This window comes from Paenarthrobacter sp. TE4293, assembly GCF_050435325.1.
In the GTDB taxonomy this organism is placed as follows: Bacteria; Actinomycetota; Actinomycetes; order Actinomycetales; family Micrococcaceae; genus Arthrobacter; species Arthrobacter nitroguajacolicus_C.
Window position 1 is genome coordinate 65,106 of sequence record NZ_JBNJRY010000004.1, and the last position, 13,727, is coordinate 78,832.

The window sequence follows — 13,727 nt, forward strand, 5'->3', positions numbered from 1 at the left end:
CGTTACCTGCATCACATGGACCTGGAGCTGCTGGGAGCTGCCACCAGAAGCCGCGAAAGCGAGTCCACCTGGCGTCCGGTGAATTCTTCCACTTCTTCCCCGGTCCTGTTGAGCCACACACCCACCAGACCTGCTGCCGTTGCTCCGTCGGCGTCGAGGAGACGGTTATCGCCAACATAGAGGGTCTCTCCCGGGGCGGTCCCGAGGAGTCGCACACCTTCGAGGTAGATGGCCGGGTCCGGCTTGGGCACACCCACTGTGTCTGTTCCCACGAGGATCTTGATCCGTGAGAGACCTGCGCCGTCCAGTTTGGCCCGTTGGTAATCGTGCACGTTATTGCTGACGGCCCCGTAGGGCACACCTGCAGCATCAAGGGCGTCCAACACTGCCTCAACGTCACTAAAGGCCCTCACGTACGCCGTCTGGCGCTGGTGATACTCAGCCACCCAGGTCTGCGCATCCTCACCGTCGTCGAGTTCCACGCCGAAGTGGCCCAACGCGGCCCTGCCGCGGAGCAACCGCTGCTCGTTGAAGGTCAGCTCTCCAGCCAGGTAGCGGTCATAGAAGTGCGTGGTTTCGTGCGTAAAGATGCGCCCGAACTTCACCCACCCGGCCTGGTCCAGGCCGGGCAGGAGATGTTCGCTGACATCGCGAAGTGCCGTCGTCATGGCGTACTCAAGGTCCACCAGGGTGTCATCGATGTCGAACAGGACACCACGGATCGTGCCGAATGAGCTTGCGATAGCCATGACTGCTTCCGTTGCTAGCCGCGGAAAGCGCGAACGCGGGCCAACGAGGAGTCCTTGCCAAGGATCACCATCGATTCGAACAACGGCGGTGAAATACGGCGGCCTGAGATAGCCGTGCGGACGGGCCCGAAAGCAGCCCGGGGCTTGATGCCCAAATCCTCTACAAGTGCTTGCTTGAGGGCCGTCTGGATGTTCTCGGCCGTCCACTCTTCGATGGGCTCCAGCGCGGCCAGCGCGGCGTCCAGTACCTCTTCCAGATTGGCGGGGAGTCCCTTGCGGGCATCATCGGCGACGTCAATGGCGTCGTCGGCCTTGAACAGGAAAGCCAGCATCTCGGGAGCCTCACCCAGCAGGGTAATGCGCTCCTGTATCAGCGGAGCTGCCTCGGCGAGGATCTCTTCCTGCCGCGGAGTGAGGATCTCCCCCACGAAGCCGGCCGCGCGGAGATAAGGTACCAGTCGCTCCTTGAAGTCCTCCGGTGCCAGCAAACGGACGTGCGTGCCGTTGATGGCCTCGGCCTTCTTGATGTCGAAGCGCGCCGGGTTGCCCAGGACATCATGGATGTCGAAGTTCGCCACGAGCTGTTCCACCGTGAAGATGTCCTCGTCGGCGCTCAGCGACCAGCCCAACAGGGAGAGGTAGTTCAGCAGGCCTTCGGGAATGAAGCCACGCTCGCGGTGGAGGAACAGGCTCGATTCCGGGTCGCGCTTGGACAACTTCTTGTTGCCCTGGCCCATGACGTACGGAAGGTGGCCGAATTCCGGCATGTACTCCGCAACACCAATGGCATACAGGGCGCGGTACAACGCGATCTGGCGTGGCGTGGAGCTCAGGAGGTCTTCGCCACGCAGGACATGGGTGATGCCCATGAGTGCGTCATCCACCGGGTTCACCAGCGTGTACAGCGGGGCACCGTTGGCGCGGACCACGGCGAAGTCAGGCACGGAGCCGGCTTTGAAGGTGATCTCGCCGCGGACGAGGTCATTGAACGTCAGGTCTTCGTCCGGCATCCGCAGACGCAGGACGGCCTCGCGGCCCTCGGCCTTGAACTGGGCCAGCTGCTCTTCCGTCAGGTGGCGGTCGAAGCCGTCATAGCCCAGCTTCGGATCGCGCCCGGCTGCCTTGTGGCGGGCTTCGATTTCATCCGGAGTGGAGTAGGACTCATAGACGTGTCCCCCCGCCTTGAGCTTGGCGATGACGTCCTGGTAGATATCCCCGCGCTGGGACTGCCGGTAGGGCTCGTGCGGGCCGCCAACCTCGACGCCCTCATCCCAGTCGATGCCGAGCCACTTCAGGGCGTCCAGCAACTGGTGGTAGCTCTCTTCGCTGTCGCGGGCAGAGTCGGTGTCCTCGATGCGGAAGATCAGCTTGCCGCCGGTGTGGCGCGCATAGGCCCAGTTGAACAGGGCCGTGCGGATCAGGCCAACGTGCGGAGTTCCCGTCGGTGACGGGCAGAAGCGGACGCGGACCGGAGTCTCGGCGTTGACGGCAGGGATGGCGCTGGAGGCAGCGTTCGACGCAGAAGCAGTAGTCATAGTGGTTCCAACTTTACCGCTTGGCGCCGCTTCGGTTTCCCCGCTGGAAGCAGCCGACGGCGGCACTGAGCCTTTCGCAGGGAAGGCACGTACCGCCGTCGGCGTTTGTTGTTTTGAGGTTTCGCTGGGAGCCTAGCGGCGGACCACCGGGTTGGACAGCCGACCGATGCCTTCGATCTCCACCTCGAAGCGGTCGCCCTCGCTGACCAGCCCGACGCCGGCCGGGGTACCGGTCATGATGACGTCACCCGGGAGCAACGTGAAGGCGTGGGAAACGATGGAGACGAGTTCGCGGACGCCGCGGATCATCTGGTTGGTGCTGCCGTCCTGGCGGAGTTCACCGTTGAGGCGTCCCTGGATGGACAGGTCCTCGTGGTCGAGCTCGGTTTCGATCCATGGACCCAGCGGTGCCGACGTGTCAAAGCCCTTGGCGCGGGCCCACTGGAGATCTGTCTTCTGGACATCGCGTGCGGTCAGGTCGTTGCCGCAGGTGTAGCCGAAGATGACGTCATCCGCGCGGTCCTCCGGGACGTCCTTGCAGATGCGGCCAATGACGACGCACAGCTCCGCTTCGAAGGAGACCTCCTCCGAGAACTCGGGAAGGATGATGGGATCGTTGGGGCCAATCACCGACGTGTTGGGCTTCAGGAACAACAACGGCTGCTGGGGAACTTCGTTGCCGAGTTCCGCGGCGTGCTCGGCAAAGTTCCGGCCGACGCCAATCACCTTGCTGCGGGGAATGATCGGGGCCAGCAGCCGCACGTCCTCCAGCTTGTGCTTCACGTGGGTACGTTCAACGCCGTTGAAGAAGGGGTCACCGTTGATGACAGTGATTTCCTCACTGCCGGGCTCACCATCAACAACGCCGTAAAGGGGATCAGAATCAACTACAAACCGGGCGATACGCATGGGCTCAAGCCTACAGTCAGCGATTAGCTCCGGAGGTAATCCAGCTGGGCCGCCACGGATGTCTCTGCTGCCCACCGAACGGAAGGGTCGACGTCGGGATACACGGCGTCGGTGACGGCGGGTATCGAGGCGTCCTGTCCGAGGCTTTGCAGCGCTGTCCTGATCTGGTCGAGGCGCTGTTCCCGGTGGTCGCGGTACTCCCGGCACTTCTCGTCCAGGGCCGGCAGCACGGGGCCGTGCGCGGGCAGGAGCGTTGCCGGGCCGAGGGCTTCCAACCGGTCCAGGCTCGCAAGGTAGTCCCCCAGCCTGCCGTCCGGATAGTCCAAAACAGTGGTGCCGCGTCCCAGGATGGTGTCCCCGGTAAGGACGGAGCCATGCGGACCGTCGGCGGGGAGATGGAAGCACACAGAATCCGAGGTGTGGCCCGGTGTCGCCAGGACGCGGATTTCCACGCCGCCGGCCGTCAGGACTTCGCCGTCCGTGAGTGGTTCGCCGCCGTGACAGTGTTCCGGGGATACTGCACGGACCGGCGCGCCCGTCAGCTCATGGAAGCGTGCCGATGCTTCGGTGTGGTCGGCGTGCCGGTGGGTGATGAGGACAACGTCCACGACGCCTGCTGACGCCAGCACGGCCAGATGCCCTTCGTCTTGGGGACCGGGGTCCACGACGGCCACGCGGCCGGAGCCCTGTTGGCCAATCACGTAAGAGTTGGTGCCGTCCAGGCTCATGGGTCCCGGGTTGGGGGCCAGCCTGAAGCGGGTCAGCTCACTGCTGCGCTGCAGGGAGGTGTTGTTGTCGGCAGATGAGTTGTTGGAAGACGTGCCGGGCGTCGCCATCGATTCTGAAGTCACCCTCTCATCTTGGCACCTCACCGACGCTCTCTCACCAACCACCCCCACCCAGCCATCCCTCTCTCACCAGCCACCCCATTAAGGGACTCGACGCCGACACCCGACTAAGGCGCGGCTGTCACCGTCCCGGAGGCCCCCAACGTGGGGTACGAGAGAGCGTCCTGAATAAATCGACAAAAGGTGAGAGAGCGTCCTCAAAAAAGGGACAAAAGGTGAGAGGGCGTCCGGGGAGCAGAACAGCGGCCCTTCCGCTTGTCTGCCAAGGGAAGGGCCGCCGTCGGGCGTTGTGGGTTGTTGCCGGCTAGACCAGGCGGGTCAGCCAGCCGTGGCGGTCCTCGACCTTGCCGGTCTGGATGCCCAGGAGCTGCTCGCGGATGGCCATGGTGGTTTCGCCGGCCTTCGCGTCCTCGGAGCCGATGAAGTCGGTGGCATCTTTGAGGACGCCGATCGGCGTGATCACGGCCGCGGTGCCGCACGCGAAGACCTCTGTGATTTCCCCGGAAGCCACGCCGTCGCGCCACTCGTCGAGGGTGATCTTGCGTTCGGAGACCTCGCGGCCCATGTCCTTGGCCACCTGGATGACGGACATGCGCGTGACGCCCTCGAGGATCGTGCCACTGAGGGCGGGAGTCACCAGTGAGCCGTCCTTCATGACGAAGAAGACGTTCATGCCACCGAGTTCTTCCACCGCGTCATCATTGAAGTGGTCCAGGAACAGTACCTGCTTGCAACCATTCGCTTCGGCTTCCTGCTGCGCAATCAGGGACGCAGCGTAGTTGCCGCCGCACTTGGCCGCACCGGTTCCACCGCGGCCCGCACGGGCGTATTCACGGGAGATCCAAATGGAGACAGGCTTGAGCTCGCCGCCAAAATAGTTGCCGGCAGGAGAAGCGATGACGCGGAAGGACACTTCACGGGCGGCACGAACACCAAGGAAGGCCTCCGTGGCGATCATGAACGGACGCAGGTAGAGGGCCTCGCCGTCGCCGGAGGGAACCCATTCCTTGTCAGCCTGGACGAGTTCACGGATGGCGCCCAGGAAGTACTCCTCGGGCAGTTCCGGCAGCGCGAGGCGGCGGGCCGACTTGTTCAGGCGCGCGGCGTTGGCTTCGGGACGGAACGTCCAGACGGAACCGTCGGCGTGGCGGTAGGCCTTCAGGCCCTCGAAAATCTCCTGGCCGTAGTGCAGCACTGCAGCAGAGGGATCCAGGGAAATCGGTCCGTAAGGTTCGATCCGGGCATTCTGCCAACCGCCATTGCCATCGGCGTCAACTTTGTAGTCGACGACGGCGGTGTGGTCGGTGAAGTAGTCGCCAAATCCCGGGTTCGCCAGGACGGCTGCACGCTCCTCAGCAGACTTCGGGGTTTCCGAAAGCTGCTGGCTGAATTCGACGCCATGGGCAGTCTGAGTCATGTTTCCTCCACAGTCAGCTACCTGGCAGGGCGAACCGGGTCCCCAAAAAGGGTGTGGTTCAGCGATGGACCAGGGAAGCAGGTAAATAATTCAAGACAAGCTTACGCCTGAGTAATGGGCCTAAAGTGCGGCCGCGATGGCATCGCCGATGGCAGCTGTGCTGCGCGGCGCGCCGGTGCGGCTTTCGACGTCGGCGACGACTGCCGCTTCAATCTTTCGGGCCGCCGTGGTGTAGCCAAGGTGGTCCAGGAGGAGCACTGCGGAGAGGATGGCCGCGGTGGGATCGGCTTTTTGTTGTCCGGCGATATCCGGAGCGGAGCCGTGGACGGGCTCAAACATGGACGGCGCGGTGCGGTCCATGTTGATGTTGCCCGATGCCGCCAGGCCGATGCCGCCGGTCACGGCAGCAGCGAGGTCGGTGAGGATGTCGCCGAAGAGGTTGTCGGTGACGATGACATCGAAGCGGGAAGGTTCGGTCACCATGAAGATGGTGGCGGCGTCGATGTGCAGGTAGTCGTGGGTGACGTCAGGGAATTCCTGGGCCACTGCTTCGACGGTGCGCTTCCACAAGTGGCCGGCGAAAACCAGGACGTTGTGCTTGTGGACGAGTGTGACGTGCTTGCGCGGACGATCGTTGGCACGACGGAACGCATCGCGGACAACGCGCTCTACGCCGTGGGCAGTGTTGAGGGAAACTTCGGTGGCTACCTCGTGGGGGGTACCGCCGCGCAGGGTTCCGCCGTTGCCAACGTAGGGACCCTCGGTCCCTTCGCGCACCACAATGAAATCGATGGCGCCGGGGTTGGCCAAGGGGCTGCCGACCGTTCCGTACAGTCGCGAGGGCCGCAGGTTCACGTAGTGGTCCAGGCTGAAGCGGAGCTTGAGGAGCATTTCGCGCTCGATGATGCCTGACGGAATCCGGGTATCACCAGGTGCGGCGCCGACTGCTCCAAAGAGAATGGCGTCGCGGGTGCGCAGGTCCGACAGGACCTCGTCCGGGAGTGTCTCGCCGGTCTCAAGCCAGTGCTGGGCACCGAGCTTGTAATGGGTCAGCTCAAGGGCAACGCCTTCTGCGGCTACAGCCTTTTCGAGGACCTTGACAGCTTCGGCGATGACCTCGGGGCCAATGCCGTCGCCTGGGATGACAGCGAGATTGATGGACGTTGCACTCATGGTTCTATCTAGCCAAGCAATCCACATGCTGGTCAAAATCGTCTCACTCTGCGAACACCCATTCCCGCCCCGGATCAGACCACAGCATGATGCCCGCTCCGGGGACAAGCGCATAGAGTCTAAGCGTGGATAGAAGGCACGCAGTTTACGAATGGTTCAGGATCAACCGCTTCATCGTCGACCTGACGGCAACGTGCCTGCTGATCCTCCTCTTCGGGCCGGTGTACTTACTGGCCGACCGGCCATGGCTGTCCCTCTTGTCCTGCAGCCTCCTGCTCCCCCTCGCCTGGCGCCGCACCCGCCCGGCCGCGGCGGCCGGCGTCGTCATCCTCGTTTGCCTCATCCAGTGGGCGGTGGGCGCCGAACCAGTGGCCGGCCAAATCGCCGTTCCCTTGGTCATCTACGCTACCGCCGCCTACGGACCCGCATGGGCCAGCCGGACTGTCCTTATTGCGGGCCTGGTGGGGGGCATCATGCTCACCACCAGGCTGTACTCGACCACTGTCGAATCAGGAATCATGGGTCTGACCATTGGTGCCCTGTACACGGTCCTGATCTGGATGCTGGTGCTGGTGAGCTGGACCCTGGGCGATCTGACAAGGGTGCGCAGGCTCCAGCTGCAGGCACTGGAGGACCGGACCCGGCGGCTTGAAGTCGAACAACTGCAGGAGCGAAAGCTGGCCGCTGCCGATGAACGCTCCCACATTGCCCGGGAAATGCACGACATTGTGGCGCATTCACTGTCGGTCATCATCACCCAGGCCGATGGCGCCCGGTACGCAGCCGCAGCGAAACCGGAGCTCGCCACTGAAGCCCTCGCCACGATCGCCGCCACGGGCCGGGACTCGTTGGGTGAGATGAGGAGGCTGCTGGGGGTCCTTCGCTCCGACGACGACTCCCCTACCCGCCCGCAGCCCAGGCTTTCGGACCTTGATGAACTCCTCCTGGGTTTCCGCGCCGCCACACTGCAGGTGGCCTTCGAACAGATCGGCATCCCCCGCCGGGCGCTGCCTGCGGGCGCCGAACTCACGGCGTACCGAATCATCCAGGAGGCCCTCACCAACGTCATGAAACACGCCGGGCCGAAAGCGACGGCGGGCGTCACCCTCACGTGGCAGGCCCGCGGCCTGCAGCTGGACATCGTCGACGACGGCCGGGGCGCCGCTGCCGATCCACCGGCGGCCGGTGGCGGCAACGGATTGCTGGGAATGGGCGAGCGCGTCTCGCTCTACGATGGTTCCTTGGCCGCAGGCCCGGAACAGGGCGGCGGTTTCCGCGTGTCCGCTTTCATCCCGTATTCGGAGGCCTAACCAATGGCAGAAGTTCCTGCACCCATCAGGGTTGCGCTCGTTGATGACCAGCACTTGGTCCGTTCGGGGTTTGGCATGCTGATCAATTCGCAGCCGGACCTTGAAGTAGTGGCCGAGGCCGGCAACGGGATCGAGGCTGTCCAGGCACTGGGTGCAACCGCAGCCGATGTTGTCCTGATGGATGTGCGCATGCCGGGGATGGACGGCATTGAAGCCACCCGGCGCATCCTGGAACAGGCAGCGGCACAGCCCGCCGGTTCCCAACGCGCGGAGATCAAAATCGTGGTCCTGACCACCTTCGATCTGGACGAGTACGCGCTCGCCGCGATCCAGGCCGGCGCCAGCGGGTTCCTCTTGAAGGACGCGCCACCTGAAGAACTTCTGGAAGCCATCCGCACCGTCTACCGTGGGGACGCTGTGATCGCTCCCTCCACCACCCGCCGTTTGCTGGATCATGTGGCACCGCTCCTGAGGACGCAAACCCCGGAGCAGTCTGAGCACGCTGCCGCCGTCGAACGCCTGACAGCCCGCGAGCGCGAGGTGTTCCAACTCATCGCCCAGGGTCAGTCGAATCCCGAGATCGCGGCGGGATTGTTCCTCTCTGAAGCCACGGTGAAAACGCACGTGGGGCACATTCTTGCCAAGCTGGGCGCCAGGGACCGGGTCCAGGTGGTGGTCATCGCCTATGAGACCGGCGTCGTAGCTCCGGGGACCTGACAGCTCAGACCACGGTATGAGCAGGCTTGCCGGACAATGGGCCCCTGGCCCGATCCCGCCGGCGGGCAGCAAAACATAGCGTGGAACCATGACAACATTCACGCCTCTGTCCAACCCGTCAGGAACCGATCGGCCCGCAGGCCCGGCTGACGGCCAGGCCCGTCCTGCCGTCGAAGCCCATGAGCTGACCAAGAGCTACGGCCGCGCTGATACCACCGTCACTGCACTGAACAACGTGACTGTCAGCTTCGACGCCGGAAAGTTCACGGCGATCATGGGGCCATCCGGTTCGGGCAAGTCCACCCTGATGCACTGCTTGGCCGGCCTTGATACGGCGGATTCCGGCCGCATCGTCCTGGGTGGCACGGAGTTGACCGGCCTCAACGACCGCCAGCTCACCGCGCTCCGCCGGGAGCGGATCGGCTTCGTTTTCCAGGCGTTCAACCTGGTGCCAACGTTGACGGCCGAACAGAACATCACTCTTCCGCTCGCCTTGGCGGGAACCACCGCCGACACCGGATGGCTGGATACCGTTGTCGGCACCCTTGGGCTGAAGGACCGCCTGAAGCACCGTCCCCATGAGCTTTCCGGTGGCCAGCAGCAGCGCGTGGCAGTAGCCCGGGCACTGTTGACCCGTCCCGACGTCGTGTTTGGCGATGAGCCCACGGGAAACCTCGACTCCAAGGCCGGCGGCGAAGTACTGGCGTTGCTTCGCCGGAGCAGCCAGGAGATGGGCCAGACCATCATCATGGTCACCCATGACCCCGTGGCCGCCAGCTATGCGGACAGGGTGGTGCTGATGAGTGATGGCGGCTTGGTGGGCGAGATCCACAACCCTACGGCGGACTCCGTCCTGGCCGCCCTCGGCAAGCTGGGGGCCTGAGGCATGCTGCGTGTTGCCCTTTCCCAACTGACGACGCATTTCCGGCGGTTTATCGCCATCGGCCTCGCCGTCATGTTGTCCGTGATGTTCCTCTCCGCCACGCTGATGGTGGGTGCGAGCACGAATGCTTCCTTGGGCGCCAGTATCGGCGAGGCCTACCGTAACGCCGACCTCGTTGCTACGTCCAAGAACGGCGAAGCATTTTCCCAGGCTGCTGTGGATGCCGCCGCGTCCTCCCCGGCAGTGGAGGAAAGCTACGCGGAGCGTTCCACGTACGTCACGTTCGAGGCCGGCGGCGGAGAGCAGTATGGCCGGCTGCGGAATGCAGCGCCCGCCGCCTTGGAAGGTGCCGTGCTTTCTTCCGGGTCCATGCCGTCGAAGGCCTCTGAGGCTGTTATCGACGTCAAGACGGCCGGGCATCTGGGCCTCAGCGTTGGCAGCACGCTTGAGCTGCACGGGGCGGGACCTGTCAAGAATGCCAAGGTGACCATCACCGGCCTGATCCAAGCCACCAACGATCCTTTCTCGTCATCGGCAGCGCAGTTGGTGGCGTCCGAGTCGGTCGTGAACGCGGTCCAGGACGCGGGTTCCGGTTTTACCGGAGTGCAGTTCGCGCTCAAGTCCGGCGAGAATGTCCCCGCCGCCAAGGACTACATCACCCATCGCATGGAAGCAGCGGGCGCCATCGAGCCGGTGCTGGAGACCGCGCAGGAGAAGGTCACGTCCACCGTGGCCATGCTCAGCGCGGGGCAGGACCAGCTGACGATCGTGTTGCTCGCCTTCGCCGGCGTTGCCATCCTCGTCTCGACGTTGGTGGTGGCCAACACCTTCTCGGTACTGGTGGCCCAAAGGACCAGGGAGCTGGCGCTCCTGCGCTGCCTCGGCGCCGGCCGGGCGCAGATCCGCGGGTCGGTCATGCTCGAAGCCTTGGTGGTCGGATTCCTTTCCTCCGTGCTCGGCGTCCTTGCCGCAATAGGTCTGATGACCGGTCTGATTGCCTGGGCCAAGTCCCAGCCCGAACAGGCCTTCGCGACGCTGGCGGTACCGCCGTCGGCCATTATTGCGGGCTTGATCGCCGGAACGTTGTTGACCATCGTCGCGGCACTGGTGCCCGCCAAGGCGGCCACCGCCGTCGCACCTCTTGCCGCCTTGCGGCCCAGCGATGACGCATCTGTCCGCAACAAGCGCGGCAGGGTCCGGCTGGTACTGGGCCTGGTGGCCTTGGCCGGTGGAACGGCCTTGTTGGTTTACGGCAGCATGAACGTATCACTGGGGGTCGCGCTGCTGGGTGGTGCTGCCTCGTTCGTCGGCATCCTGCTCTGCTCCACCCTGTTCATCCCCACGGTAGTGGCCCTCGCCGGCCGTCTCGCCGCACCGGCAGGCGTCCCGGGAAGGCTTGCAGCGGTCAATGCGACGCGCAACCCCGCCCGGACGTCGGCGACCGCCGCAGCCTTGCTCATCGGCGTTACCCTGGTGTCGCTCATGATGACCGGCGCCGCCACCTCACGGCAGGCGTTCAACGACACCCTGGCCGAGAACTACCCCGTGGACCTTGCAGCACAGACCGCCGTGGACGGTTCGGCCGACCCCGGACAGTCCCTTGCAAGGATCAAAGCGCTCGACGGCGTCAGTGCTGCGGTCGTGCTTCAAGCCGTGGGGACGTTGACCGATACGGAGACTCCCGGGGGCGGCAGCACCATTTACAGCCTCTCCGCTGCCGACGCTGCCTCCGTGCTGCGGGACAACAACCTGAAGCCAGCTCCGGGAACGGTCTACCTTCCCGAAGACTCACCCGAAGGAAAAGCGACCATCACGACGGCGGCGGGAACGGTTGCGCTTGACGCCAAGGTACTGCGGACCCGCCACGTCCCGGCGTTCGTGGAAAGCTCCAGCATCGCCGCTTCCCCGCTGCCGGAAACGGCGTCCATGGTGTGGGTGAAACTGGATGATTCCGTGTCCACGGACCGGGTGCAGGCCATCCAGAAAGAGATTGCTGCGGCACTGGGCGTGCAGGAACGCACTGTCAGCGGCGCTGCCATCGAACGGGTGACGTTCAACAGCATCATCGACGTGTTGCTGCTGGTGGTTACCGGGCTGCTCGGTGTCGCCGTGGTGATTGCTTTGATCGGCGTGGCCAACACGCTGTCCCTCTCGGTCCTTGAACGGACCAGGGAGAATTCGCTGCTCCGGGCACTCGGCCTCACGAAGGGCCAACTGCGCGGCATGCTGGCCATTGAAGCTGTGCTCGTCGCCGGAGTCGCTGCCATCATGGGTGCGGGCCTGGGCATCGTCTACGGATGGCTGGGGGCGCAGGCAACCCTGGGCGGCGTGGCGAGCGTTGTTCCGGCCGTTCCGTGGCTGCAGCTGGCCGCTGTCTTCGGCGTGGCCGTGGTGGCAGGGCTCCTGGCATCTGTGATCCCGGCCCGGCGCGCTGCACGCTTGTCACCGGTCGAGGGTCTGGCCACCGCGTAAGCCACCGGACGCTCTCTCACCTAACCACCCTTAACGCGAAACGCTCTCTCACTTCCCGCCAGAAGACCGGCAGGATGTGAGAGAGCGTTTCGCGTGAGGACGTAAAAGGTGAGAGAGCGTCCGGGGTGTCAGGCCTCGGCCGGCTCTTCATAGCGCGGGAAGACCGGCGCAGGTGCCGGCAACTGCGTGCCTGCCACAATGGGCGTGGCGATGGCGGAGAACTGCCGGGCCGCACCTTCTGCCTGCCCGAGGACCTCGAGCAGCTTGGCGGACGACGACGGCATGACCGGCTGCGCGAGGATCGCCACGATCCGTACTACTTCCAAGGTGACGTACAGGACCGTGTTCATGCGGTCGATGTCCGTCTTCCGGAGGACCCACGGAGCCTGCTCTGCAAAGTACGCGTTGGTATCGCCCAACACAGCCCAGATAGCTTCCAGGGCACGGCTGAATTCCTGCTTGTCGAACGCTGAGCGGGCCGTTTCCAGCAACTCCCCCGCCTGCGCCAGCAAGGCTGTGTCTTCAGCAGTAAACTCTCCGGGCACCGGAACCTTGCCATCGCAGTTCTTCGCCACCATGGACAGCGAACGCTGGGCAAGGTTGCCGAAGTTGTTGGCAAGGTCGGAGTTCATGCGGCCCACAATGGCCTCGTGGTTGTAGTTGCCGTCCGCGCCGAACGGAACTTCGCGGAGGAAGAAGTAGCGGCACTGGTCCAGGCCATACTGCGCCACGAAGTCCTGCGGAGCCACGACGTTGCCCAAGGACTTGGACATCTTGACACCGTTGTTGGTGAGGAAGCCGTGGATCATGACGCGCTGCGGCAGTTCAAGCCCGGCGCTCATAAGGAAGGCCGGCCAGTAGATCGCGTGGAACCGCGAAATATCCTTGCCGATCACGTGGACGTCGGCCGGCCAGAACTTCTTGAAGGACTCCGACTCGGTGTCCGGGTAGCCAACACCCGTCAGGTAGTTGGTCAGGGCGTCAACCCAGACGTACATGACGTGCTTCTCGTCGCCCGGAACCGGAACGCCCCAGTCAAAGGTGGTGCGGCTGATGGACAAGTCCTCAAGACCGCGCTTGACGAAGCTGATGACCTCGTTGAAGCGGGACTGGGGTGCGCCGAACTCCGGCTGCGCCTCATACAGGGCAATGAGCTTGTCCTGGTAGCTGGAGAGCCTGAAGAAGTAGCTCTCCTCCGCGGTCCACGTGACCAGGGTGTCCGTCTCCTTGGAGTACCGGAGTCCGTCATCCTTCACCACGGTGTCGTCCTCGACGTAGTAGGCCTCGTCACGTACGGAGTACCAGCCTTCGTACTTCGAAAGGTAGATGTCGCCGTTGGCTTCCATCTTCTTCCAAATGGCCTGGGACGCGGCGTAGTGGTCCTGGTCGGTGGTGCGGATGAATCGGTCGTGGGAGATCCCCAGGTCCTGGCTCATCTGCTTGAACGCAGCCGAGTTACGGTCGGCGAGTTGCTTGGCGGTCAGGCCTTCCTTCTCGGCAGACTGCTGCATCTTGAGGCCGTGCTCGTCCGTTCCGGTCATGAAGAACACTTCATGGCCGTCAAGGCGCTTGAAACGCGCCATGGCATCAGTCGCAATGACCTCGTAGGCATGGCCGATGTGCGGCACGCCATTGGGGTAGCTGATTGCGGTAGTGATGTAGAACGGGGATTTCTCTGGAGACGTCACTCTAAGAAGTTACCTTTTTTTGGGAT

Annotated in this window: 11 protein-coding genes; 4 read left to right on the top strand and 7 right to left on the bottom strand. The window is 64.0% G+C overall.

The features are described 5' to 3' along the window. Positions 1 to 11: 11 nt before the first annotated feature. The 6 genes from QF015_RS09180 to QF015_RS09205 form a co-directional block, all read right to left on the bottom strand. The gene (locus QF015_RS09180; protein ID WP_429388541.1) at positions 12 to 749 is read right to left on the bottom strand and encodes an HAD family hydrolase; all 738 of its coding nucleotides are present in this window, start codon (positions 747 to 749) and stop codon (positions 12 to 14) included. Between the two features lie 14 nt (positions 750 to 763). Further along, a complete protein-coding gene (gene gltX, locus QF015_RS09185; RefSeq protein WP_310208711.1) occupies positions 764 to 2,284 on the bottom strand; it encodes a glutamate--tRNA ligase in 1,521 nt (506 codons plus the stop codon). Between the two features lie 132 nt (positions 2,285 to 2,416). After that, the gene (locus tag QF015_RS09190) at positions 2,417 to 3,193 is read right to left on the bottom strand and encodes a fumarylacetoacetate hydrolase family protein (protein WP_311213430.1); all 777 of its coding nucleotides are present in this window, start codon (positions 3,191 to 3,193) and stop codon (positions 2,417 to 2,419) included. Positions 3,194 to 3,216: 23 nt separating this feature from the next. Next, positions 3,217 to 4,029 (bottom strand): MBL fold metallo-hydrolase, encoded by an 813-nt coding sequence (locus tag QF015_RS09195; RefSeq protein ID WP_310209263.1) that lies wholly within the window; start codon positions 4,027 to 4,029, stop codon positions 3,217 to 3,219. A 316-nt stretch (positions 4,030 to 4,345) separates the two neighbouring features. Next, positions 4,346 to 5,458 carry a branched-chain amino acid aminotransferase gene (locus tag QF015_RS09200; protein WP_429388543.1) on the bottom strand — a complete coding sequence of 371 codons (1,113 nt, stop codon included), beginning with the start codon at positions 5,456 to 5,458 and terminating at the stop codon, positions 4,346 to 4,348. A gap of 120 nt (positions 5,459 to 5,578) precedes the next feature. Beyond that, the gene (locus QF015_RS09205; protein ID WP_429388545.1) at positions 5,579 to 6,631 is read right to left on the bottom strand and encodes a 3-isopropylmalate dehydrogenase; all 1,053 of its coding nucleotides are present in this window, start codon (positions 6,629 to 6,631) and stop codon (positions 5,579 to 5,581) included. A gap of 125 nt (positions 6,632 to 6,756) precedes the next feature. Between QF015_RS09205 and QF015_RS09210 the strand changes: the two genes are divergently transcribed. The 4 genes from QF015_RS09210 (at position 6,757) to QF015_RS09225 (ending at position 12,013) form a co-directional block, all read left to right on the top strand. Next, positions 6,757 to 7,941: a sensor histidine kinase gene (locus QF015_RS09210; protein WP_310208719.1), complete on the top strand. Its 1,185-nt coding sequence runs from the start codon at positions 6,757 to 6,759 to the stop codon at positions 7,939 to 7,941. Between the two features lie 3 nt (positions 7,942 to 7,944). Continuing rightward, entirely contained in the window at positions 7,945 to 8,658 is a 714-nt protein-coding gene (locus QF015_RS09215; protein WP_429388549.1) for a response regulator, read from the top strand. An 88-nt stretch (positions 8,659 to 8,746) separates the two neighbouring features. Then, complete coding sequence (locus QF015_RS09220) at positions 8,747 to 9,541, top strand: ABC transporter ATP-binding protein (protein WP_429388552.1); 795 nt, start codon at positions 8,747 to 8,749, stop codon at positions 9,539 to 9,541. Between the two features lie 3 nt (positions 9,542 to 9,544). After that, the gene (locus tag QF015_RS09225) at positions 9,545 to 12,013 is read left to right on the top strand and encodes an ABC transporter permease (protein WP_429388555.1); all 2,469 of its coding nucleotides are present in this window, start codon (positions 9,545 to 9,547) and stop codon (positions 12,011 to 12,013) included. Between the two features lie 128 nt (positions 12,014 to 12,141). Here QF015_RS09225 and metG read toward each other — a convergent pair whose 3' ends face one another. Further along, positions 12,142 to 13,701: a methionine--tRNA ligase gene (gene metG, locus QF015_RS09230; protein ID WP_310208728.1), complete on the bottom strand. Its 1,560-nt coding sequence runs from the start codon at positions 13,699 to 13,701 to the stop codon at positions 12,142 to 12,144. Positions 13,702 to 13,727 lie beyond the last annotated feature (26 nt).

Excerpts from the sequence above, each read along its gene's own strand:
- QF015_RS09180 (WP_429388541.1), bottom strand. The coding sequence starts at position 749 with ATGGCTATCGCAAGCTCATTCGGCACGATCCGTGGTGTCCTGTTCGAC.
- QF015_RS09215 (WP_429388549.1), top strand. The coding sequence starts at position 7,945 with ATGGCAGAAGTTCCTGCACCCATCAGGGTTGCGCTCGTTGATGACCAG.
- QF015_RS09195 (WP_310209263.1), bottom strand. The coding sequence starts at position 4,029 with ATGGCGACGCCCGGCACGTCTTCCAACAACTCATCTGCCGACAACAAC.
- QF015_RS09220 (WP_429388552.1), top strand. The coding sequence starts at position 8,747 with ATGACAACATTCACGCCTCTGTCCAACCCGTCAGGAACCGATCGGCCC.
- QF015_RS09190 (WP_311213430.1), bottom strand. The coding sequence starts at position 3,193 with ATGCGTATCGCCCGGTTTGTAGTTGATTCTGATCCCCTTTACGGCGTT.
- gltX (WP_310208711.1), bottom strand. The coding sequence starts at position 2,284 with ATGACTACTGCTTCTGCGTCGAACGCTGCCTCCAGCGCCATCCCTGCC.
- QF015_RS09200 (WP_429388543.1), bottom strand. The coding sequence starts at position 5,458 with ATGACTCAGACTGCCCATGGCGTCGAATTCAGCCAGCAGCTTTCGGAA.
- QF015_RS09205 (WP_429388545.1), bottom strand. The coding sequence starts at position 6,631 with ATGAGTGCAACGTCCATCAATCTCGCTGTCATCCCAGGCGACGGCATT.
- QF015_RS09225 (WP_429388555.1), top strand. The coding sequence starts at position 9,545 with ATGCTGCGTGTTGCCCTTTCCCAACTGACGACGCATTTCCGGCGGTTT.